This window comes from Plantactinospora sp. CA-290183, assembly GCF_050936375.1.
In the GTDB taxonomy this organism is placed as follows: Bacteria; Actinomycetota; Actinomycetes; order Mycobacteriales; family Micromonosporaceae; genus Plantactinospora.
Genome location: NZ_JBNJMX010000023.1, coordinates 34,274 through 56,723 on the forward strand (window position 1 = coordinate 34,274; position 22,450 = coordinate 56,723).

The 22,450-nt window shown below is 72.5% G+C and carries 21 protein-coding genes; 9 read left to right on the forward strand and 12 right to left on the reverse strand.

The features are described 5' to 3' along the window. Positions 1-17 precede the first annotated feature (17 nt). Together ACQEUR_RS22020 and ACQEUR_RS22025 are read right to left on the reverse strand one after the other, a co-directional pair. Positions 18-1,367: an extracellular solute-binding protein gene (locus ACQEUR_RS22020; RefSeq protein ID WP_433034341.1), complete on the reverse strand. Its 1,350-nt coding sequence runs from the start codon at positions 1,365-1,367 to the stop codon at positions 18-20. A gap of 346 nt (positions 1,368-1,713) precedes the next feature. Further along, complete coding sequence (locus tag ACQEUR_RS22025; RefSeq protein WP_433034343.1) at positions 1,714-3,393, reverse strand: peroxidase family protein; 1,680 nt, start codon at positions 3,391-3,393, stop codon at positions 1,714-1,716. 641 nt (positions 3,394-4,034) lie between these two features. Between ACQEUR_RS22025 and ACQEUR_RS22030 the strand changes: the two genes are divergently transcribed. The 3 genes from ACQEUR_RS22030 (at position 4,035) to ACQEUR_RS22040 (ending at position 7,699) form a co-directional block, all read left to right on the forward strand. Continuing rightward, complete coding sequence (locus ACQEUR_RS22030) at positions 4,035-5,528, forward strand: phosphoesterase (RefSeq protein WP_433034345.1); 1,494 nt, start codon at positions 4,035-4,037, stop codon at positions 5,526-5,528. Positions 5,529-5,729: 201 nt separating this feature from the next. Further along, positions 5,730-6,452: an alpha/beta hydrolase gene (locus tag ACQEUR_RS22035; RefSeq protein WP_433034347.1), complete on the forward strand. Its 723-nt coding sequence runs from the start codon at positions 5,730-5,732 to the stop codon at positions 6,450-6,452. Between the two features lie 119 nt (positions 6,453-6,571). After that, the gene (locus tag ACQEUR_RS22040) at positions 6,572-7,699 is read left to right on the forward strand and encodes a methyltransferase (protein ID WP_433034349.1); all 1,128 of its coding nucleotides are present in this window, start codon (positions 6,572-6,574) and stop codon (positions 7,697-7,699) included. Here the strand turns inward: ACQEUR_RS22040 and ACQEUR_RS22045 are convergent. Together ACQEUR_RS22045 and ACQEUR_RS22050 are read right to left on the reverse strand one after the other, a co-directional pair. Continuing rightward, positions 7,599-8,885 (reverse strand): endo-1,4-beta-xylanase, encoded by a 1,287-nt coding sequence (locus tag ACQEUR_RS22045; RefSeq protein ID WP_433034351.1) that lies wholly within the window; start codon positions 8,883-8,885, stop codon positions 7,599-7,601. The two genes, ACQEUR_RS22040 and ACQEUR_RS22045, sit on opposite strands and share 101 nt — an antisense overlap. Before the next feature lie 113 nt (positions 8,886-8,998). Next, positions 8,999-10,063 (reverse strand): DUF2332 domain-containing protein, encoded by a 1,065-nt coding sequence (locus ACQEUR_RS22050; RefSeq protein ID WP_433034353.1) that lies wholly within the window; start codon positions 10,061-10,063, stop codon positions 8,999-9,001. A 249-nt stretch (positions 10,064-10,312) separates the two neighbouring features. Between ACQEUR_RS22050 and ACQEUR_RS22055 the strand changes: the two genes are divergently transcribed. Next, complete coding sequence (locus ACQEUR_RS22055) at positions 10,313-10,525, forward strand: DUF3072 domain-containing protein (protein WP_433034355.1); 213 nt, start codon at positions 10,313-10,315, stop codon at positions 10,523-10,525. A gap of 83 nt (positions 10,526-10,608) precedes the next feature. Here ACQEUR_RS22055 and ACQEUR_RS22060 read toward each other — a convergent pair whose 3' ends face one another. Continuing rightward, on the reverse strand, positions 10,609-12,696 hold the full coding sequence (locus ACQEUR_RS22060) for a hypothetical protein (protein WP_433034357.1): 2,088 nt from the start codon (positions 12,694-12,696) through the stop codon (positions 10,609-10,611). A gap of 309 nt (positions 12,697-13,005) precedes the next feature. On the opposite strand from ACQEUR_RS22060, the gene ACQEUR_RS22065 reads away from it, so the two are divergent. The 5 genes from ACQEUR_RS22065 (at position 13,006) to ACQEUR_RS22085 (ending at position 15,689) form a co-directional block, all read left to right on the forward strand. Then, positions 13,006-13,887: a helix-turn-helix domain-containing protein gene (locus ACQEUR_RS22065; protein WP_433034359.1), complete on the forward strand. Its 882-nt coding sequence runs from the start codon at positions 13,006-13,008 to the stop codon at positions 13,885-13,887. After that, on the forward strand, positions 13,880-14,083 hold the full coding sequence (locus ACQEUR_RS22070; RefSeq protein ID WP_433034361.1) for a DUF397 domain-containing protein: 204 nt from the start codon (positions 13,880-13,882) through the stop codon (positions 14,081-14,083). Before ACQEUR_RS22065 ends, ACQEUR_RS22070 begins: the two co-directional genes overlap by 8 nt. 262 nt (positions 14,084-14,345) lie before the next feature. Then, complete coding sequence (locus ACQEUR_RS22075; RefSeq protein ID WP_433034363.1) at positions 14,346-14,606, forward strand: hypothetical protein; 261 nt, start codon at positions 14,346-14,348, stop codon at positions 14,604-14,606. Next, positions 14,603-15,310, forward strand: a complete 708-nt coding sequence (locus tag ACQEUR_RS22080) for a hypothetical protein (protein ID WP_433034365.1) — start codon at positions 14,603-14,605, stop codon at positions 15,308-15,310. Before ACQEUR_RS22075 ends, ACQEUR_RS22080 begins: the two co-directional genes overlap by 4 nt. Continuing rightward, positions 15,258-15,689 (forward strand): hypothetical protein, encoded by a 432-nt coding sequence (locus tag ACQEUR_RS22085; protein ID WP_433034367.1) that lies wholly within the window; start codon positions 15,258-15,260, stop codon positions 15,687-15,689. The genes ACQEUR_RS22080 and ACQEUR_RS22085 overlap by 53 nt, the downstream gene beginning before the upstream one ends. Positions 15,690-15,814: 125 nt before the next feature. Here ACQEUR_RS22085 and ACQEUR_RS22090 read toward each other — a convergent pair whose 3' ends face one another. From ACQEUR_RS22090 to ACQEUR_RS22120, 7 genes are all read right to left on the reverse strand, one after another. Continuing rightward, positions 15,815-16,504: an ABC transporter ATP-binding protein gene (locus ACQEUR_RS22090; RefSeq protein WP_433034369.1), complete on the reverse strand. Its 690-nt coding sequence runs from the start codon at positions 16,502-16,504 to the stop codon at positions 15,815-15,817. Between the two features lie 17 nt (positions 16,505-16,521). Beyond that, on the reverse strand, positions 16,522-17,511 hold the full coding sequence (locus tag ACQEUR_RS22095; RefSeq protein ID WP_433034371.1) for an ABC transporter ATP-binding protein: 990 nt from the start codon (positions 17,509-17,511) through the stop codon (positions 16,522-16,524). A gap of 170 nt (positions 17,512-17,681) precedes the next feature. After that, on the reverse strand, positions 17,682-18,656 hold the full coding sequence (locus ACQEUR_RS22100; RefSeq protein ID WP_433034373.1) for an ABC transporter permease: 975 nt from the start codon (positions 18,654-18,656) through the stop codon (positions 17,682-17,684). Beyond that, complete coding sequence (locus tag ACQEUR_RS22105) at positions 18,649-19,686, reverse strand: ABC transporter permease (RefSeq protein WP_433034374.1); 1,038 nt, start codon at positions 19,684-19,686, stop codon at positions 18,649-18,651. Before ACQEUR_RS22105 ends, ACQEUR_RS22100 begins: the two co-directional genes overlap by 8 nt. Then, positions 19,656-21,266 (reverse strand): ABC transporter substrate-binding protein, encoded by a 1,611-nt coding sequence (locus tag ACQEUR_RS22110; RefSeq protein ID WP_433034376.1) that lies wholly within the window; start codon positions 21,264-21,266, stop codon positions 19,656-19,658. Before ACQEUR_RS22110 ends, ACQEUR_RS22105 begins: the two co-directional genes overlap by 31 nt. Before the next feature lie 328 nt (positions 21,267-21,594). Then, complete coding sequence (locus ACQEUR_RS22115; RefSeq protein ID WP_433034378.1) at positions 21,595-22,002, reverse strand: hypothetical protein; 408 nt, start codon at positions 22,000-22,002, stop codon at positions 21,595-21,597. A gap of 1 nt (position 22,003) precedes the next feature. Continuing rightward, a partial coding sequence (locus ACQEUR_RS22120) for a CbtA family protein (protein WP_433034380.1) occupies positions 22,004-22,450 on the reverse strand: 447 nt, incomplete at its 5' end.

Here is a 22,450-nt window from a genome sequence, read left to right on the forward strand (position 1 = left end):
GTGAACCTCCTTGCGCCTCAGACCGGCGACGGGGTACGGGCGAGGGCGGTCAGCTGCGACCTGATCTGCGCGATCGCGGCCGCCGTGGAGACCTTCCCCGCCTCCACCGCGCCGACCGCCGAGCCGAGCACGGTCTCGAAGTTGGAGCCGGAGCCCGAGTACCAGGCCGGCGGGTCGTAGACCGCGGTGTCGGCGGCGGCGGCATAGCTCGACTGCGGACTGAGCTGCCGGTACGCGTCGCTGGTGGCGAACGGCTGCCAGCTCGGTACGTGCCCGCCCTCCGCCCAGACCAGGCTCTGGTCGAGCACCGACCGGACGAAGTGCAGCGCCCGGTCCAGCCGGGCGCGGTCCCGGTCGGGCCGGATCGGCAGCACCAGGGTGTGCGAGTCGGCCTGCACGGCGTGCGGCCCGCCGAAGACGTTCGGCACCAGCGTCATCCCGAACGGCATCTTCGCGGTCTGGAAGGTGCTGATCTCCCACTCGCCGTTGAGGTGGAAGCCCGCCTGGCCGCCGGCGAACATCGCGATCGCGCCCTGGTAGTCGATGCCGGGGGGCATGAGCTGGCGGTCGACGGTGAGCATCCGGAGATGGTCGAGCACCCGGGCGGCCTTCGCGTCGTCGAGCACCACCCGGGTCCCGTTGTCGGCGAGGATCTCCCCTTCGAGCTGCGAGTAGAACGTCTGGAACAGCCGCCACGGTGAGGCCGGGTCGTTGTTGATCCCGTGCGTCGCGCCGTACTGGCCGGTGACCCGCTTGGCCCGGTCGAGGGCGTCGACGAAGGCGTCCTCCCCGGCGAGCGGCTTGAGCCGTCCGTCCGCGTCCAGCAGGCCCGCCCTGGCGCAGACGTCGGTGTTGTAGAAGAGCACGAACGGGTGGGTGTCCAGCGGGACGGCGTACGCCCGGCCGTCGACCAGCCCGGCCTGCCAGGCACGCTGGTTGAACATCTCCGGCGCCATGCCGTGCCGGGCGAGGTCCGCCGGACGCAACTCCTCCAGCAGGCCCGCCTCGACCATGGTCTTCATCCGGGTCAGGTGCGCCACGGCCACGTCCGGCGGCTGGTCGCCCACGGTGGCCAGGGAGAGCTTGGTGTAGTAGGGGTCCCCCCACTGCAGGGTGACGGCCTCGAGCCGGATTCCGGGGTTCGCCCGCCGGTAGCCGTCCTGGATCTGCTGCATCCGGGCCCCGTCGCCGCCGCCGAAGAGGTTCCAGAACTCGACCGCGCCGGGATGCAGCTCCGTCCCGGCCAGCCCGGCGCCCACCGCGCTGCCGCAGGCGGGCAGTGCCAGGGCGCCGGCTCCGCCGAGCGCACCGAGCAGGAGGGTACGCCGGCTGGAACGCTGCCCGCCGACACCTGTGAACCGTTTCATCGCGGCTCCGTTCCGTGGTACCCGACGTCGCAGCCGCGGCCCGGGACCTACCACCGGTGGTTGATCGATGAAGCTTTGACAGATTGTCGGTGCTCAGCGCCGCGCCGGTCAATAGAACGATCCCGATCGATCGGGGGGAGCCACCGGCGGCGCACCGGCAAGCGGACGGATCGGGAGGATAGTTGAACTACCCAACGAATTCGTTTCTCATATCGTTTCAACGCTCCGCCGGGTACGGCGTGGCGCCGTCGGAACCTGACCCGGCGCGGCCGGCCGTCGGCGCACACGGCCCCGGCACCGGTGGGGCGGGAACTCCCCACCCCACCGGCGGCTACCCGTCGGCGGCTCAGCCCAGCGGGTTGAGCAGCTCCGCCCGGCCCTCGAAGGCGAAGAGCAGCAGGTCCACCATGCGGAAGGTGTCGCTGTCCGGCCCCAGCGTCGGTCGCCAGCTCTCGTCACGCAGCATCGAGACCCGGCTGCCCTCCATGGCCCGGTGGAACACCTCGGCGACGATCCGCCCGCCGACCCCGTCCAGCCGGCCACCGTTGAACTCCGCCTCCCGGAGGATGTAGAACCACAGCGGAGTGTTGGTGGTGACCGCCTCCTTCTGCGCGTCGCTCAGCTCCGCCAGGCTGGCCCCGTCCCGCCCGCCCAGGATTTCGTCGGGCTTGAGCGGCACCATGTCGAGGAACTCGGCCATCTGCTGCCCGCTGGCGAGCCGTACCATCACCGCCCGGGTCAGGTTGCGGAAGGCGAGGTTCCGCTCGATCTCCGGCGGGGCACCCGCGCCACCGAAGGAGCCGAGCGGCAGGTTCTTCAGCGGATCCACCAGCCGGGTGTCGATCCGCCGGGTCAGGTTGAGCCCCGGCTGCCCCTCGGGGATCACCAGGTCGTCCCGCCCGGCCTCCGCGAAGTCGTACAACCGGCGGAAGTCCGCGATCCAGTTGGTCGGCAGCCGCTCGAACGAGCCCGACTCCGGGTCGTCGAGGGTACCGTCCGGGGAGAGCGTCCCGCTGGTCCCGGAGAACTGGAACAGCAGCTCCAGGGTGCCCGGCGGGAGGTTCGGCCCCGCCGCCGTGTTGAAGACGCGGTTCCACTCGTAGACCGCCCGGATCATGCTGTGGCCCAGCCGGTAGGCGGCCACCGAGAACTCGATCGGCATGGTCGGCCGGTCTCCCGGCTGCGCCCAGCGGCCCCGGCCCCGCCGGTCGTAGCCCGGGGAGACCTCGAAGAAGCGCCGCCCGTTGGTGAACACGTCGTCCACGATGGCCGGTGCGACGATGCGGGGCAGGAAGTCGGTCCGCAGCATCCACTGGTAGTGCTTGACCACCACCGAACGGGCGGTACGGAACAGCGCCGGCCCCGACAACCCACCGGCGGCCAACTGGTCCACGACCCGGTTGTGGAAGCGGATGAAGGCCAGGTGGGTCTGGGCCACGGCCAGGTTCTCGTCGTTGCGGGCGTCCGGGATCAGCGCGGCCCGCCGCTCACGCTTGGTGGACCCCAGCCCGGACCGGGGCAGGTCGAACCCCTCCCGGTCCACATTGGTCACCTCGTCCGCTCCGGTGCCGCTCACCGCCGCCGTGCTGCCGGTCTTCAGGTGCACCCCGTCCTCGGCGTAGAAGACGCGGTCGTGCCTGTCACCGGGCCCCCGGCCGTACAGGGAGTCGAGGTCCAGCGCCGGGGAGCGGCCCTGGAGCAGGTCGTCGACCGAGACGTCCGAGCCGAGCGCCGTGGCGGTGGCGTCCATGGTCAGGTCGTGGTCGACGAACTGGCCGAGATAGGTGAAGCCGGCGGGCACGGCCGGGTCCGCCGAGTCGGCGGAGACACCCGCCACCATCGCCCGGGCCAGCGCCTCACGCAGTTCCTGGGGCAGGGCCTGGCCCTGCGGCCCGAGCCGGGAGAACCGGAACTTGCGCAGTTCGGCCGTGGTGGAGGGGCGCTTCGCGACCGGTTCGTGCCGGTCGTCGAAGGACAGCAACCCCTCCCCCACGACGAGGTAGTCCTCGCGCATGTGCCGTTTCATCAGTCGTTCCTCCCTCGTGATGACCGGCATCCGGGCCGGATCGCCCGACGGGGAGCAGACGGCGGCAACGAGCGCGCACGGCGACAGCCGTGCGTTTCCGCGTCCAGGAAAACCCCCGTGTGTCCGCGATCGGCGCGGACCAGCCGACTCGGCTCGCGCATTCTGCCGGTCTCGGTCGACTAGAGCCAGCGTCCTGCGCGATATCTGGATCGTCCACCTACTGTCATTGATTCGACGGCGACCCGGAGGGCCATGTCGGACAAATACAAAATCGCACGGCGGCCGGACTCCCACACTGATTCGCCGCGCCCAGCGTCCCCAGTGGAAATACCCGCCGATCAGCGGGTTCTCCGGCGTCGGCCCGTCCGTACGGCTGAGCCGACAGTGAGCGGGCGGTAACTCCTCGCATTCAGGCATTCACGCATTGGCCTATTCCGCACCGGCCGGCGATCCATTTCCCGGGTGGCGGAGGAAGCCCTCCTCCGCATTCCGGAGCACGTGGCCAGGCACGGTGACCGCCGCCGATTCAGCCGCCCAGAGTCAGTTGTTCTTGACCGTCGTGATCTTCGTTCATCGGCGGTTCAGCGCGTCCTCCGAGACTCCTGGTTGACACGGCACGGCTGGTTCCAGGAGGCACCGACTTGAAGGACATCGAAGACGCCGAGCGTTCGCAGCTCTCCCGGCGTCAACTGGTGAAGTACGCGGGCGTCGGAGCGACGCTCGTCGCCGCCGGCCCGCTGGCGGCCGGAAGCCCGGCACAGGCGGCACCGGACGAGCGCGGTGACGCCCAGCGGGGCGACTCCCGCAACCGGGTCTGGCGGGCGGGCGACCACCACGTGCACTCGGAGTACAGCGGCGACTTCGACACCTCGACCAACCCGCCCGTCTTCCACAAGGGCGCCGACGCCGTCTACCCGATCGTCACCAACGCCATCATGGCGAAGAACTTCGGCCTGACCTGGGCCATGTGCACCGACCACGGCGGCCCCAACCACTCCAAGGTCAACCTGGAGCAGGCGTACCCGGACCTGTTGCGCTCCCGCAAGCTCGTACCCGAGGTGCTCCAGTTCTGGGGGATGGAGTTCGACACCCCCGCGCTGGACCACCACACGCTGATGATCCCGCACCACGCGGACGAGGCGAAGCAGCTCTTCGAGCTGGAGAGCCGCTTCAACAAGTACGACGCCTTCCCCACCGACCCGGGCCGGGACACCGAGGCGAAGATGATCGAGTTCCTGAAGGCCGCGAAGGGGATGCCGCGCAAGCCGCTGGTCATCGCCCACCACGCGTCGCGGTCGGCGACCGGGCTCGGCGTCTACGGCCAGGACACCCCGCACGAGTTCCGCAACGGCAACAACCTCGCCCCGGACATCTACGTCGGGTTCGAGGGCGCGCCCGGCCACCAGGCGGGCCCGCTCAACGGCGGCTCCCGGGGCGGGTACGGCAACTACCCGACCCACGGCGGATTCGACCAGATGACGGCGCGGGTCGGCGGGCTCTGGGACTCGCTGCTCGGCGAGGGCCGGCGCTGGTGGATCACCGCAACCTCCGACTCGCACGTGCACTGGACCCGCGGCGGCTCCGACTTCTGGCCCGGCGAGTACAGCAAGACCTACGTGCACGCCCGGCAGGACTACGCCGACATCATGGACGGGCTGCGCAACGGGCGGATCTGGGTCACCACCGGTGACCTGATCACCAGTCTCGACCTCACCGCCAGCAGCCGGGGCCAGGCGGCGCCGACGGGTCAGACCCTGACCGTCAGCCGGCGCACCCGCAACGACGTGGAGATCGAGATCAGGTTCCGGCCGCTGTCGGGCACCAACGCCAACGGCGACCGGCCCGAGATCCGCCGGGTCGACCTGATCGTCGGACAGATCACCGGCCCGAACCCGAACCCCGACGCCGACACCAACCCCACCACCAGGGTCGTCGGCCGGTTCGGCCCGCGCGACTGGCGCCGGCAGGGCAACGAGTACGTCATCCGGCACACCCTGCGCGACGTCCAGGGCGACCTCTACGCCCGGGTACGCGGCACCAGCACCGATGAGGCGGAGCCGCTCGCCGACGGCAAGGAGAACCCCTGGACCGACCTCTGGTTCTACTCGAACCCGGTCTTCGTACACGTCCGCTGAGGCGACCGGACGCCGCGCCACCCGGACGGCGCGACGCCCAACGCGCTCGCGCCGCCGCGTCGAGGTGTTAGGAAGGGCCCCTTCCTATACAAAAAGCGATAGAAGGGGCCCTTCCTTACTTCCGCGCTGGGCGCTTAACCGGCCCGGATCCGGGTAGCCCTCGCACAGCCCGTCCCCGGCCGGAGGAGCAGGTGAGACGACGTGCCCGACGTGAGCGAGCCGGCCCTGCCGCACATCCAGCCCGAGGAGAACTCCCGACACGGGCGGCTCTCGGTGCAGCCGTACCCGCCGGTCACGGCGGACACCAGGACCGGGCTGTTCGCCCAGGAGGGGCCGACCGGGGAACTGCTGGCGCTCAGCCACGTGCCGGCGCCGGCCGACGGCCGTCCGTACCGGCTGGTGCTGCTGTTGCACGGGGCGGGCGGCTCGCCACGACAGGCACTGGAACTCCTGCTCTCCGTCGCCGACGAGCACCGCCTGCTGCTGGTGGCGCCGAAGGCGACGGCGAGCACCTGGGACCTGATCATCGACGGCTTCGGGCCCGACGTTCGCCGGATCGACCGGGTGCTGGAACGGATCGTCGAGTCCTATCCGGTGGAGCGGTTCGTGATCGGCGGCTTCTCCGACGGGGCGTCGTACGCGCTCTCGCTGGGCCTGACCAACGGCGACCTGTTCGACGCCGTGCTCGCCTTCTCCCCCGGTTTCGCCGCGCCGCTGGTGACGCACGGGCAGCCGCCGGTGTTCGTCTCGCACGGTAGCGCCGATCCGGTGCTGCCGGTCGATCCGTGCAGCCGGCGGATCGTCCCCCGGCTGCGCACCCTCGGCTACCAGGTGAGCTACGAGGAGTTCGAGGGCGGGCACGAGGTGCCGGCGCCGGTGGTGGAGCGCTCGGTCCGCTGGCTGCCGGACGGCGGGCGGAGCTAGCCGCCGCGCGACAGGGTGGCGTCCCGGCGCGGCCGGGGTGGTGTCCCGGCGAGACGACGCACCCGGCGCCTGCCGCATGGCGGATGGACGGTGCGCCCCGGCTGTGGCTGGATGGCTCCATGACCGACGGTTTCGACGACACCACCCGCCGGCTGATGGAGACCATCGAGGCCAACTGGGACGAGCGCACCCCGATCCACGCGGCGAGCCGGTTCTACGACGTCGGCCGGAAGGACCCGGCGAGCTGGTTCGCCGACTACGAGTGGACGGACCTGGGCGACCTGGCCGGGCGGGACGTGCTGCATCTCCAGTGCCACCTGGGCACCGAGACGGCGGCGTTCGCGCGGCGCGGTGCCCGTACCGTCGGGCTGGATCTCTCCGGCGCGGCCGTCGCCGAGGCCGGCCGGCTCGCCGCACAGGCCGGCCTGAAGATCGAGTACGTCCGGGCGAACGTCTACGACGCGGTCGAGGCATTGGGCGGGCGGCGGTTCGACGTGGTCTACACCGGCAAGGGTGCCCTGTGCTACCTGCCCGACCTGGACCGCTGGGCCGACGTGCTGGCCCGGCTGCTCCGCCCCGGCGGCCGGGTGTACGTGGTGGAGTTCCATCCGGTGCTGGCCGCGCTCGGCCTGGTCCCCCGCTCCCCGGACGAACGGGACCTGGTGCTGCGCAACGACTGCCTCGCCGGCCGGGGGCCCGTCCGGATCGACGCGTCCCGCACCTACACCGACGGGCCGGCGCTGCGGGAGGCCACCGTCTGCTACGAGTGGGCGCACGGCCTCGGCGAGGTGGTCACCGCGCTGGTCGGCGCGGGGATCGGCGTCACCCGGCTGCGGGAGAGCGAACTGCCCTGGCCGCGCTGGCCGCACATGCGGCAGACCGGCCGGGGCTGGTGGCGGCTGCCCGACGACGCCCCCGGGTGCCGCTCTGCTACGCCCTGCTCGGCACCCGCTGAGCCGGCCCGGCCGGCCACCGGCCCGCCACCGAACCGCCACAGGGAATGCCACCGAACCGCCCAGGGAACGCCACTGAGCCGCCACAGGGAACGCCGCCGAACCACCGGCGCGACGCCATCGGACGTCGGCGAGCCGCCGGCCGGCGCGGTGGGCACCCGTCGGGGCGGTCCGCCGCGCCGGCCGGACCGGCTCAGAGCGCCACGTCGAGCGCGGCCGGTCCGGGGCGGTCCAGCCGGACCGTCACACTGCGGCCGGCGGCCGACACCTCGTACTCGCCGAGGAAGCCGTTGAACCGCACCCGGCCCCGCTCGTCGGCGCCGAGCGTCGTCGGCGGCAGCCACCACTCCCCCTTGACCAGCGAGTGGAGTGCGTCGTACGACGGCTTCGGCGTGCCGTCGACCCGGACGAAGCCGCCCGGCGCGCCGAGCCAGCCGCCGTCGGAGATCCCCCAGTAGGTCATCGCCCGCACCGAGGGATGGGACAGCAGCGTCCGGTAGTGCCGGACGATCTCGTCCGCCTGCCGCTCCTCCCCCTCGGGCGTGCTGGGCCACTGCGGGATCTGGTAGTCGTTGAGGTCCACGATCTCCGGCGGCATCAGGTGCCCGGAGACGATGGTCGTCTCGGTGAAGTGGATCGGCAGGCCGTACCGGGAGAACCGGTCGAGGACCTCCAGCGTCCGTTCCTCGCCCCAGTAGCCCTGGTGCATGTGGCTCTGCAGGCCCAGCGCGTCGATCCGGATCCCCGCCTCCAGCACCCCCTCGATCAGGCACTCGTAGGCGGCGGACATGTCGAAGTCGTTCAGCAGCAGGGTGGCGTGCGGATTCGCCTCCCGGGCCGCGTCGAAGACCGTCCGGATCATCGGGATGCGCCCCAGCTCGCGGCAGATCCGGGTGAGCCCGTTGTCGTACCGGTCGAAGATCGGCATGATCACGACCTCGTTGATGACGTCCCACATGTCGATCACCCCGGCGAAGTCGGTCACCTCGCGCCGGATCCGCTCCACCTGGGCCCGGACGACGTCGGGGTTGGGGAGTTCCGTCAGCCACTCCGCCGTGACGCTGTGCCAGGCCAGCGGATGACCCTTGACCGGGCAGCCCCGCTCGGTGAACCACCGGGCCGTGGCCAGCAACCGGCGGGTGTCCGGCCGGCCCCGCTCGGGCTCGAACTGTCCCAGGTAGAACGGCAGCGTCGCGAAGTTGAACAGGTCGAACCAGAGTTCGGCCAGGCGTTCGGCCCGGGCCGCCTCCGGCTCGCCCGACGACCCCGTCCCGCCGTCCGGGCCGGCGTCCGGCGCCGCCCCGAGTTCCCCGTTGGCCAGCGGGATGAACTCGAAACCGGTGCAGCCGAAGAGGAACTCGTGGTTGCGCTGGGTGACCACCACCTCCCGACCGGCGAGCGGCGCCCCGTCCAGGGTCACCGTCACGGTGGCGTCGGCGGTCCGGTGCTGCCTGATCAGGGCGTCGGGGTCGGACGACATCGGAAGCTTCCTCCTGGGGCTCGGCGGGGCACCACCGTACGCCGGCCCGCGCGTCGACCGACCCCGCTGCACCGGCGCCGCTCGACGAGCGGGCCGGTACCGGCGCCGTACGACTAGGTCGTGCCGTTCAGCGGCGCCAACCAGCGTAGGTGCCCGTCGATCCGGACCAGCGAGACCGGGGTGGTGTCGCCCGGCCCGTGGAATGCGATGACGTCCCGCCCGTCCGCCACCTCGCCGTGGTGCGGCGCCGACGCCGGCTCCTGCCAGACGTGGAACAGCGGCCCACCCTCGCCGATGGCGTCGATCGCCCGGTCGAAGGCGGCCCGCCGCGCGGCCGGCACGTGCATCCGGGTCGCCGCGTGGAAGACCACCCGGGGCTCGCCGGGCGGCAGGCCCGCGCCGAGGCCGGGGCAGACGTCGACGGCGTCCCCGGCGATGATCCGGGGCGGGTCCCGCACCACCTCGTCGAGGGCCGCCGCCAGCAGGTCGGCCCCGGCCCGGTCCTCCGGCCACACCAGCGCCCGCAGCCAGCGCCGGTCCGCCTCGTCCGTGGCGTGTACCGGGTTCAGGTCCACCCCGATCCGGCTCGCGATCGCCGGAACGTCGTCGAGGTCCGGTGGCACGCCGGCGCCCAGCCAGTCGCTCTGGATGGTCACCGCGGCGTCCGGCGGGCCGAACGGGTGTCCGCCGATGAGGTACCGGTAGCGGTCCACCCGCAGGTGGATGCCCGCGCTGGCCCCCACCTCGACCAAGTGCACCGGCCCCGGGATGCGTCGCCGGAGCGCCGCCAGCGCGAACCGCAGCCCGGCCGCCCGCCGTACGACGTTCGACTGGACGAGCCGGGTGCGGACGAGTTCGGTCAGCTCGGCCCGGTAGGTCCGGCAGAAGTCGACCAGGGCCGGTCCGGCCGCCTCCGGGGCCCGCGCCGCCGGCCCCACCACCGAGGGGTAGAAGGTGCGGAGTTCGTGGCCGACGCCGCCGAGCAGCAGGTAGTGCACGGCGCCGAAGAAGAGGTAGGACGCCTGCTGTCCCGGGCGCCGGTGGGTGAGCAGTTCGATCGTCGTGGTGTCGGCGGCGACCACCGGGCAGAGCGCCCGGTAGAGCGGCGAGGTGGTGAAGATCGCGGAGGCGCCGGTGAAGTGTGTGGACAGCTCCGCGAGCGCCGCGTTCCCGCCCATCACGCTCCCCGTCGGCTCGACCCGGACGACGTACCACCGCACCGGGTGGCCGCTGCGGCCGTACGGCGGGTTCAGCGTTCAGCACGCGCGGATGGCGGGCAAGTGGCCCAGCGGGTGGTTCTCACCACGTCCTGAGGCCATTGACGGCGACCGGTCCCGGGCCGTCGATCCCGATCGGCGTCCCGCCGAGGCATGACGTCCCGCCCGACGGGGTATGGCACACACGTTCGAGGAGAGGTGATCGTGATCATGAGCGAGCGACAGAACCCGGAAGCGGCGATAAAGGACCCCGACGAGTGGGTCACCGGCGACGAGCCGACCACCGCCGCCCAGGAGTCGTACCTGGGCACGCTGGCCCGGGAGGCGGGCGAGGAGATTCCGGACGGCCTGACCAAGGCCGAGGCGGCGAAGAAGATCGAGGAGCTACAGGAACGGACGGGCCGCGGCGGCACGTCGCGGTGAACGGACGCCGGCCGGCGCGCCGTCGGTGCGCCGGCCGGCGACACCCCCGGTACGCCGCGCTCCCGGGGCAGCCACCGGAGGGTTCAGCCGGTTACCAGTCCGAGGGCGGCGAGACCGCCGGTCAGGTCGGCGGCGGTGGCCAGATGGCGGAGCGTTCCCTGCTCACGCAGATCGATCCGGCAGCCGGTGGCCCAGAAGTGGACGGTTACCCACTGCCCGGGTTGGTGAGCGCCGAGCCGGCGCAGCATCGGCTCCGGGTCGGCGATCGGGTCCGCTGCCGGCGCCCGCGGCACCGCGATCGGTTGCGCGGGCTCGTCCGGTACCGCCTCGGCCAGCACGCTCGCCAGGTAGTCGAGGGCGAAGGCGATCGCCCCGGCCAGGGTCGGCCGGCTCGACGGCGCGACCTCCGCCGCCGCCCAGACCGGAGCGGCGGCGGTGATCTCGACGTGCCAGGAGAGGCCCTGCACGCGTAGCGGGTCGTCGGCGTGGTGCCGGTCGTCGCGTACCGAGACGTCGACGGTCAGGCCGAGGCCGAGGGCGAGCCGGATCACCTGGGCCAGCGACGGCACCTCGGGTGGGGTGGCCAGCACGATCAGCCGGGCGCCGGGTCTGCCCCGGCCGGCGTGGGCAAGGTGCTGGGTCAGCGGGTCGACGTCGGTGACGTGCAGCGTGACGTACCCCTCGCGCAGGTCCTGGTCGACCGACCAGCCGCCGTCGGCCTCGGTGAGGTCCTCCGGTCGTACGCCGAGGGTGCCGGCGTAGGAACTCAGCCGGAACTGGTCGGGTAGCTGGACCACCGGCTTGCCGCCCGGTTGGGTGGCGACCAGCGGTGCGGGCGCCGCGTCGCCGGCCCGCCAGTTGAGGTGTACGACCCGGTGGTCCAGGTCGGTGATGGTGACGACCAGAGCCTGGTAGAGCCGGTGGCTGTCCAGGCAGGTGTGGCAGGCCATCGCCCCGGCGCGCAGGCCGGTGCCGCCACACCTGGCGCAGTCGGGGTCGACCGTGGGGGCACCGATGGTGCAGACACAGGCGCGTAGTCCGCTGTCCGGATCGCAGTCCGGGCACGGGGTGTGGGCGATCGGGGCGCCGAGCCAGCCCGGATCCGGCGGTTCCCAGCCGCGCCGCAGCACGTCGGTGCGGCGTCGCACCGTCTGGCCGGTGTCCCGCTCGATCAACCGTTCGGTCTGACCGGTGGCCCGCAGACTGCTGTACCACCAGTGTCCGTCCCGCCAGATCGCGCAGGCGCCGGGCAGCGGCTCTCCGGTGCGCAGGTCGGTGCAGTCGGCGACCACCCGACGCTCGACCTGGTCCAGGTCCCGGGCGGGCTGCGCCGGGCCGGGGGCCGGGGCGCCCGACGGGACGAGGTACCGGGCGGGCGCGGTCATCCCGCGCGCCGAGATGCCGGAGATCGCGTACGGCACGGTGACGGCGCCGAGTGCCTCGGCCAGGCCGTACGCGGTGCCGCGCCTGCTCGCCGGCACCGCCGCCCCGGGCACGTCGAAGCGGATGTCCCAGAGCAGGTCGTCGTGGTGCAGTCGGCGGGCCTCCAGCACCAGGTCGAGGCAGAGCCGGTCGGCGAGGGCGCAGAGCTGGCCGAGCCGCTGCTCCGGGTCGATTGGCTGCGGCGCGACGCTGCGGCCGAGGAACACCTGCCAGCTCTCGCCCGGATGCCCGGCGAGGGCCCGGGTCTCCAGCGCGAGCCGTTCGTCGTGGGGCAGCTCGGGACTCCACTCGCGGGGCAGCCGCACCGCCGACTCGGCATCCGACCGCCCGTAGGCATCCGACCAGGTGGCCGCGCCGACGGTCGCGGCCAGCTCGTCGATCAGCGGCGCCAGCGGCAGGTGCCAACCGCCGTCCGGCGCCGGCCGGGGCGGCACGGTGCCCGGCTCGACGTTCACCGAGGCGACCGCGCCGGTGTCCACGTTGGCCACGGTCAGCACGAGCTGTGCCCGCCGCTGACCCCGCTGCCCGCACCGCTGGCATGCCTTCGCGACCCGGCCGACGCCGTGACACACCCGGCATTCCTGGTACGGCTCCCGGGGCGCCGGATCGTCGGTGATCAGGACCCGGTTGCCGTATCCGACGCAGGCGCAGGCGCTCAGCGTGAAGGTCAGCCCGTCGCAGCTCGGGCAGGCGGCGACCACGGCCCGGCCGGTCATCGGTCCGCTCACCGCTGCTCGACCCAGTACGGCTGGTTGTCTCGCCGATCGTGATCGAATGAGTAGCCGGAAAGAATACGACAGACATGTGCGCGCACGACAGCAGCGTCCTTTCGCCGAGGATTGTTGATCAGCGCGGCGACCCGGTCGAGAACTGTTTGGACGGTCACCTCTGGAACGCATCTTGTAGCGTATGACGGGTGGGTGGCAACGAATTCTCGCGGGAAATTACCCCCGACTATTGACTTATTTTTGGCTAACAGATAGACGTTTCATCGGGGGCGGCAGGATGTTGCAGAATCGAACGCGGGGAGTGATCACATGACGGAGGAGATGGGCTCGACCGTGCCGCGCCGGCAACTCGGCCGGACGCTCAGGCAGCTACGCACCGAGGCCGGGGTGACCCTGGACGCGGCGGCCGACGCGCTGGAGTGCAGCCGGCAGAAGGTCTGGCGGATCGAGAGTGGACTCGGCGTGGTCCGCTCGCTCGACGTCAAGGCCATGTGCGCGCTCTACGACGTCAACCCGGAGCTGGTCACCGCGCTGGTCGGGCTGGCCACCCAGACCAGGGCCAAGGGCTGGTGGCACGCGTACGGCGACGCCATCCCCGAGTGGTTCGAGCTGTACGTCGGGCTCGAAGCGGCCGCCTCCCGCCTGCGGTTCTTCTACGACGCGATGGTGCCTGGTCTGCTCCAGACCAGGGACTACGCGCTGGCGGTCTACCAGCACCGGTCACCGATGACCGAGGAGGAGCGCGACCGGCTGGTTGAGGTTCGACTGCAACGACAGTCTCTGCTGACCCGGCGCCTGCCATCCGCGCCCAGGCTTGAACTGATCATCCACGAGGCGGCTTTGCTGCGGATCGTGGGCAGCCGCGAAACGATGGCCGCTCAGCTTTGCCACCTGCTGGAAGTAGGCGCGCGACCCAATGTCTCGATCCGGGTGCTGCCACTGGCCGCCGGGCTGCACTATGGCGCGGTCGCCGGGACCTTCGTCATGCTCAACTTCCCACCCGGCAACCGGAGCACGCCGGAGCCGCCCATCGTCTACTGCGAGTCGCTGACCGGGGCGCTCTACCTCGACCGCCCGAACGAGCTGGCTGCCTACGAATCCGTGTGGGCTGGGCTGAACACCCTCGCCTTGGATGAGGGACAATCGAGGCACATGATCGAAAAGATCGTCGGGGAGGTCCATCATGGTTAACCTGACCGGCGCCCAGTGGCGCAAGAGCACCCGCAGCGGCGACAACGGCGGCGAGTGCGTCGAGGTCGCCGACAACCTGACCGACATCGTCGCCGTACGCGACAGCAAAGACCAGGCCGGACCGGCCCTCGCCTTCCGCCCGTACACCTGGTCCGCCTTCGTTCGCGGAGTCAAAGCCGCCGCTCTGGTCCGCTGACCGACCCGCTCCAGCCGATTCTCTGCACCACTCCGGATCCGCGCTACGCCTGCGCGGGCTGTCGCCGTCACCAGCTCGGGCTGTCGGCCTCGGGACTGCGGCGGGCTGACGACATCCGATAATGTTCCGCCATCGATCGGACGTTATACCTGCTCGGGTTGTGTCCCGGTGACGCGTATGAGTAGCCATGCGACGACGGCGATCCGGAGGACCAGCGTGGCCAGCACCGTGAACCAGATCCTCGGCTGATCCGGGTCAGGCAGTGACGATCAACGAGGTCAAGGCCACCCTCCGCCCCGGCATCGAGGCGATCGAGCACGGCCGCTCCACATTCGAGCAGGCTGCCGCTGACGCGACCGAAGCCACCGCACGGGCCCATCAACTTCTACACGACACTCAAGACGACGATGTCGAAAAGGTGCGGGAGAGCCTGACCCAGGCAGCGGACGAGGTCAAAGCGACCGTCGGGCGATTCGCCGCCGCCAAAGAGCGCGCCGAGTCCTACCTCACGAGCCTCGGATGACCGGCAGCGTCGGTGATGTCGTCGCCCAGTTGCGTGCCGTACTCGAAAGCCTGGACGCCGCCGCCGTCACCGCCCTGCGCGCCCAGGCCGACGCCGACCAGGCCGAAGCACACTTCACCGAGGCAGCCAAGGGCACCGACCACCCCGCGATCCGCCAGGCCATCACGGCCAGCCACACCGCCAGCGAGAAGGCTGCCCGGTACGCCCGACTCCTCGCCACGGCGAACGAAAGCCTGACCGCCTACATCAACAAGATCGCCCCCGGCTCAATCCCCACCCACCAAGCCGCCGACTCCGCAGCGCCGTCAGGTGAGCAACTGGTCACGGACACTGTCGAACGATCAAACGCGCGACGCAACATCGCCAGCTACTTGAGTAGGATGGCGCGCGATGCGGAGAACCTGCAGGACACCGCGAAGACCTCGACAGAGGCTGTCCAGCAGGGTGTCAACATCGTCCGTCATAGTCCGAGCCCACCAGGGCTCCAGCAGGCTGGGACCGGCACACCGAGCGCGCCAGTTCCGGCCTCCAGACCGAAGATCGACGCGCCCGAAGCGGCGGGAAACATCGTCGTCGTCGCTCTGATATCCGGGATTGCGATTCAACGATTCAGCCAAACAGTCAGCGACACGATAGCGAGGATGAAGAAGCGTGGGCACGAGGACCGAACTCAGCGACCTGATTCGCGCGATGGCTCGTCGTGACTGGGGTACCGCCGACCGCCTCATAATCGAGCTAGACAAGCTGGGATGGCAGGGTGGCCCGCAGGTCATCGGTGCCGCGTTCGCTATCGCCGTCAACCGGAAGTTCGACTCGACCAGTGACGCCCGCGAGGTCGCGCGGTTCGTTGCCCAGACCCGCTCCCAGTACGAGGAGGGCGATCAGCTTCCCGCCCTTGAGACAGAAGGCTTGATCAGAGCAGCCCTCGGCGAGGTCGAGTTAGCCGACAGTATCCAACCCGCCACTGCTCTGAAGATCCAGATCGCCATCATCGGCAAACTCCTGCAGGACGCGAACCTCACCGAGCCGCAACTCGAAGAGTTCCTCGCCGACGTCGAGGAAACGGCAGCAGGGTTCATGTAATACAGGGTTCATGTAATACACCTGATCCGAAGGTTTCCACAGCACGGGACACGCACCGGTGGGGACCGATTAGCTGAGCCGCAGCGGAAGAGTCCAGGATAGATTGAGGCGCCGGCCCGGGTGGATCAGGCGACCGGCAGGTCAACCACCCGATCCGCCCAACGGCTCAGCAGGGCGGGATCGTGCGAGACGACCAGTACACCGGCACGGTGCACCCGCTGGTAGTCCCCGACGACGGCGGCGACGTGCGCCTGGGTGGAGGCGTCGAGCATCGCGGTGGCCTCGTCGCAGAGCAGGTAGTCGGGGCGGTGTACGAGGGCGCGGGCCAGGCACGCGCGCTGGAGCTGCCCGTCGCTGACCGCGTGCGGGCGGCGGATGAGCAGGTCCGGGGTCAGCCCGACGAGTTCGGCGAGTTCGTCCACGCGCGGGCGTACCCGCGCGGCGGGGTGGCCGGTGGCGCGCAACGGCTCCGCGATCAGGTCGGCGAGGCTCAGGCGCGGATCGGCGGCCGCGCGAGGGCTCTGGAACAGGACGGCGACCCGGATTCGCACCGCCACCGGCACGGCGTACCGGACGCCGCTCACCGGCGTACCGTCCAGGCGAACCCGGCCGGCGCTCGGCCGGTGCAGCAGCGCGAGCACCCGGACCAGGGTGGACTTGCCCCCGCCGGACGGCCCGCGCAGGCCGACCGTCTCGCCCCGGCCGACGCTCAGGCTGACCCGGTCCAGCACGACCTGGCGGCCATACGCGACGGTCACCTCGTCCGCGACGAGGGCACCCGTCGCGGCCCCGGGCACCACAGGCTGCTCCGCCACGCGCTCTGCGGACCCGGTCACGGCGTCCCTCCGATGGGCAACGGATGGTGGCAGCGGACGGTCCCGGCGCCGTACGCCGCCGGGGCCGGCTGGTCGGCGCAGGCGTCGGTGGCGCGGGGACACCGGGGCGCGAAGGCGCAACCGGCCGGCAGCGCGGTGAGCATCGGCGGGTGGCCCGGCACCGCCCGGAACGCCCGATCCGGCAGCGCGTCGAGCAGCGCCGCCCCGTACGGGTGCCCGGGTGCGCCGAAGAACCGGTCGGCGGGCCGCACCTCGACGAGGCGGCTGGCGTACATCACCGCCACGGTGTCGGCGACCCGTCGGGCGGCGGCAAGGTCGTGGGTGATCAGCACCACCGCACCTCCCGCCTCGCACCTGCGCCGCAACAGATCCAGGGTGTGGTCCACCAGGGGACGGTCGAGCCCGCTGGTGGGCTCGTCGGCGATCAGCAGCGCCGGGTCGGGCGCCAGGGCGAGGGCGGTGACCAGCCGCTGCGCCATCCCGCCCGACAGCTCGTACGGGTAGCGGTCCAGGTCGGCCGGATCGAGGCCGACGTCGGCGGCGAGCCGTTCCGCCTCGGCGCCGGCCCGGGCCCGGTGGTGGCCGTGCGCGCGCAGGGTCTCCGCCAGCAGCCGCCGGCCGGTGCGGACCGGGTTCAGCGCGGTGGCCGGGCTCTGCGGGACCAGCCCGACCCGGCGACCGCGTACCCGGGTCGCGAGGTGCCGCTCACCGCAGCCGAGCAGGTCGACCGGGGCGGCGTCGGGCTGGTCCAGCAGGGCCCGCCCGGTCACCACGGCATTGCCGGGCAGCAGCCCGAGCAGCGCGTGGGCGAGCACCGACTTGCCGCATCCCGACTCGCCGACGACCGCCAGCAGCTCTCCTGGCCGGACGGTCAGGTCCAGGTCGGTGACGGCCCGCACGGGCGCGTCGCGGAGCCGGAACTCGACGGTGAGCCCGGCGACGGAGAGCAGCGGAGCCGGACCGCCCCCGCCGGTCCCGCCGACCACACCGGAAGCGCTTCCCGCACCGGCCGCGGCGGAAGCGCCGGCCGCACCCCCCGGGCCGGCCCGGCCGGCTTCGCCCGACACAGCGGGCTTGCCCGAAACAGCGGCCTCGCCGGACAAAGCGGCCTCACCGGCCGCGCTCCCGACGCCGCTCGTGGTCGTCCGGCCGGCGCTCACAGCTCCAGCTCCGCCCGGACGCGAGGATCGAGCCGGTCCCGCCAGCGCGCCGCGAGGACCGCGATGGCCAGGGTGACCACCACGATGACCGCCCCGGGGGCGAGGCTCGACCACCAGGCACCGGCGAGCAGCGACCCCTGGCCGTCGTTGATCATGTTGCCGAGCGAGGCGAGGTGCGGGGGCAGCCCGAGACCCAGGAACGACAGGGCGGTCTCGTGCCAGACCGCGTGCGGGATCATCAGCGTGGTGGCCAGCGCCAGCCGGGGCAGTACGTGCGGCAGCAGGTGCCGGGTCAGCACCCGGAACCGGCCGGCGCCCCCGGAGATCGCCGCATCCACGAACGGCCGGGTACGCAGGCTGAGCAGCTCGCTGCGGACGATGCGGGCGGTGGAGAGCCAGTGGGTGAGCCCGACCGAGGCGACCACCGCACCGAGGCTGGGGCGCAGCATGGCCACGATGAAGATGCCCAGGAGCAGGTGCGGCAGGGCGGCGACGGTGTCCACGATCCGCATCAGGGCCCGGTCGAGCCGCCCGCCGACGGTACCGGCGATGCCACCGACCACCCCGCCGATCACCGTGGCGACCAGCGCCGCGACCGCCCCCACCAGCAGCGACACCCGCAACCCGTAGAGGGCCCGGTGTGCGACGTCCCGGCCCAGGTCGTCGGTGCCGGCGGGATGGGTCCACGACGGCGCCAACCGGGTCTGGTCCAGCGCGACGGCACTCTGGTCCAGCGGCCACAGCCACGGCGCCAGCAGGCAGGCGGCGACGGCGAGCAGCAGCACCGTGCCGGCGATCGCCGCGCCGCCCCGTCCCGGCCGGAGCCGGAGCCGGGCGGGCCGGAACAGCGGTCGGGGCCGGGTCGAGACGGGCGGCCCGGCGGAGGCGGGCGGCCGGGCCGGAGCGGACCGCTGGGGCGGGGCGGGAGTCCGGGGCGGCGCGGGAGTCCGGGGCGGGGCGGAGTCAGGCATCGAGTCGCACCCGGGGATCGGCGGCGGCGTAGCCGAGGTCGGCGGCGAGGTTGCCGGTGAGCACCACCGCCGCGGTGAGCAGGGTGGTCGCGGCCAGCAGCGGGAAGTCGCCGCCGAGCGCCGCCTGCACGGTGACCGCGCCGAGGCCGGGCAGCGAGAAGACCGTCTCGACCAGCACCGCACCGCCGACCAGCTCGGGCAGGTGGGTGCCGATCAGGGTCAGGAACGGCAGCAGTGCGGTGCGCAGCGCGTGTCCGAACAGCACCGTGCGGCCGGGCAGCCCGCGGGCCCGGGCGGCGAGCACGTGGTCCTCGCGCAGGCTGTCGACGACCGCGTCGCGGACGAAGAGCAGGAACCACGGTGCCTGCGCCACCGCGAGCACCGCCACCGGCAGCACCAGGTGATGTGCCACGTCGGCCCAGGAGGTACCGGTGGCGGTCACGTCGGTCAGGCCGCCGGCGGGAAACCAGCCCAGGGCCAGGGCGAAGACGGCGATGGCGGCCAGGCCGAGCCAGAACACCGGCATCGCCTGGACCGCGTAGGCCGCCGCCCGCAGGCCCCGGTCGAGCAGCCCACCCCGGCGGTACGCGGCCAGCGCGCCGAGCAGCAGGCTGGTCACCAGTACGACGGCGAGCGCCGCGCTGACCAGCAGCAGCGTCCAGCCGGCCCGGGCGGCGATCACCGAGGCGACCGGCTCGTGCCGGCTGGTGGACCAGCCGAGATCGCCACGGAACAGGTTGCCGATCCAGCGCAGGTACTGCACCGGGAGCGGGTCGTCGATCCCCCAGTTGGCACGGATCTGCGCCAGGTTCTCCTCGGTCGCGGTGGCCGCCGCCGCACCGGCGTACTGCTTCGCCGGGTCGATCGGCGACGCCGCCCCGAGGGCGAACATCCCGACGCTGGTGGCGAGGAGGACCGGCACCGCGACCAGCAGCCGGCGGCGTACCACCGCGCCGGCCCCGGCCAGCCGCCCGCGCCGGGTGGGCGGCCGGCGCCGCCTCACCGGCGGGTCCAGGTGTGGATGTTCCACCAGAGACTGTTGGCCACGTCGTGCTCGTGCGGCTCGACCCGCGGGGTCACCCCGGCGACCGAGGCCCGCACCACGTAGGTGTGCCGGAGATAGCTGAGGAACACCCACGGTACGTCGGCGGCGAGCTGCTTCTGGAACGCCGAGTACGCCGCCCGGCGCCGGGCCGGGTCCGCCTGGTCCCGCCCCTGCTGCAACGCCCGGTCCACCACCTCGGAGCGGTAGCGCCCCGGGTTGAAGTAGCCCTGCCCGGCGAACCGCGACCCGAACAGCTTGTACGAGACGAAGTCCGGATCGTACGGCGTGCCGTACCCCATGATCAGGGCGTCCGCGCCGAGCCGGGTGTCGATCGCGTCCCAGGTCAGGCCGGCGGGGGTGATCTCGATGCCGACCTTCTTCGCGTCGGCGGTCACCGCCAGGGCCAGTTCCTTGCGCAGGCTGTCCCCGGCCGGGTACATCAGGGTGAACCGGGCCGGCCGGCCGTCCCGCACCCGTATTCCGCCCGCCCCCGGGGTCCAACCGGCGGCGTCGAGCAGCGCGGTCGCCGCGGCCGGGTCGGCACCGGGCTTTCCGGCGACGGCCGGTTCGGCGTACTCCGAGCCGGGCGGCACCGGCCCGTACGCGGGTTCGCCGGCACCGCCGAGCACCCCCCGTACCATCGCCTGCCGGTCCACGGCGACGTTGAGGGCCCGGCGGATCGCCGGGTCGGCGGTCACCGGGTTGCCCATCGGCAGCATCACGCCGCGGTAGTCCGCGGTCGGCACCCGCTCCACCCGGTACCCGGCGTCGTTGTCGAACCCGGCGGCGAGCTTCGGCGCCAGCTCGACGGCGTCGAACTCCCCGGCGCGGCTCCGCTGTGCCCGGACGTTGTCATCGGCGACGAAGGCCACCACCACCCGGCGGTTCGCCGGCCGACCGCCGAAGTAGGCGTCGTTGGCGGCCAGCACCAGCCGGTCGCCGGGGGTCCAGGACTCCAGCCGGTACGGGCCGGTGCCGATCGGGGCGCGGTTGAACCCGGCCGTGTTGACGTCCTGCCCGGCCAGGGCCTTCGCCGGCACGATGCCGAGGGCGAGGCGCTGCGGGAACGGCGCGTACGCGTACCGGAGCCGGAACACCACGGTGGCGTCGTCGGGGGCCTCGACCGAGGCCAGCATGTCCAGGTCGGAACGGAGCGTGGAGTCGACCTTCGGATCCAGCACCGCCCGGTAGGTGAATACCACGTCGGCGGCGGTGAGCGGGGTGCCGTCGTGGAACAGCACCCCCGCGCGGAGCCGGGCCGTCACGGTGCGGCCGTCCGCCGAGACGGTCGGCAGTGCCGTCGCGAGCCCCGGCACCAGCCGGTTCTCCGCGTCCCGGGCGACGAGCCCGTCGAAGATCAGCGATGCGCCGTCGACGCCGTAGTTGAGCACCGGATTCAGGGTGTCCGGCTCGGTGCCGGTGGCCACCACGAAGGTGTCGGCGGCGGCCGGGGCGTCCGCCGGCGGTGACGGTGCACAGCCGGCCAGGACCAGCAGGGCGCCGACGGCGAATCCGGCGACGAGGCGCCGCGACGGCCGACGCGACAACCGGGCCGAGTGGATCACGGGGGCCTCCCACCTGACACGAGCTGGGCACAGCCGACCCGGCCGGGGAACGGCCGGCAGCGCGGCACGCACCGGCGCCGGGTCGGTGTTCATGGTGGATCATGCTGACAGAGTTGCAAAAGTATGGCAACAACCAGAGCCTGGCTTCAACAGGCGGCCGCCCGGAGGTAACCGGCCGGCAAGATCCGCGCCGCCGGGAGGTGCCGGATGTCGCCTGGCGAAGGCCGGGAGGCCGCGACGTCGGGCCGCGCGCGGACCGTGGATGCCCGACGGGCGGCCCCGGCGGCGGCCAACCGAGCCAGCGCCCGCCCCGGCCGCGCCCGCGGGCTCAGCGGCGGGCGTGCCCCCACCGGGGAGCCGGCATGGCCCGCTCGGCCAGGGCGTCGGGCAGGCGCGCCCGGCCGGGGCCGCCCGCGTCGACCCAGTCGACCAGGTCGTCGAGCAGCTCGCCGGTCAGCATCTCGGCCAGCCACACCGGCCGGGCCCCGGCCCGGCGTGCCGCCGGAGCGGGCTGCACCACCAGCACATTGGACCGGTCACAGACATTGAGACAGTCACTGACCCGGACCCGGTTGGCCGGGCCGAGTGCGGCGCGCAGCCGGGCGAGCTGCCCCGGATGGTCCACGTCGGGATGTTTCCGGACCGTGCCGCAGCAGCATCCCCGGCAGAGCGTCACGGAGCAGCCGAGCCGGTCCGGTGCCCGGTCCACACCTGCACCGGGCACCGTCGCGGACACCTCAGTGCACGGTCGCGTCGGGGAGCCGGGCCCGGGTCCGGCCGGCGGTGAGCAGCAGGCCGAAGGCCAGCCCCAGGGTGGCCCAGAGCGCGGCCAGCTCCGCCAGCGAGGCGAGCCGGAACTCCCAGAGCAGCTGCGCCGGTACGTCACCGGGCACCGGGTCCGGATTACCCGGCCAGAGCGCCAGCAGCAGCGTGTACCCGGCCACCGCCGCCACGGCGGTCCCGGCGGCGGCGTACGGCGCCGGAACGCCCCGGCGGAGCAGCCCGTTGCGCACCAGGAAGAGCAGGGCGGTCACCGCGATCGCCGCGACCAGCAGGGTGCTGTACTGCCAGGTCCGGCTCCCCACCGTCGCCGGCTCGCCCACCCCGGGCGGGTTCGCCGGATACTTCAGCCCCGGCAGCAGCGACACCGCGACGAAGCCACAGCCGGCCAGCCGTACGCCCGG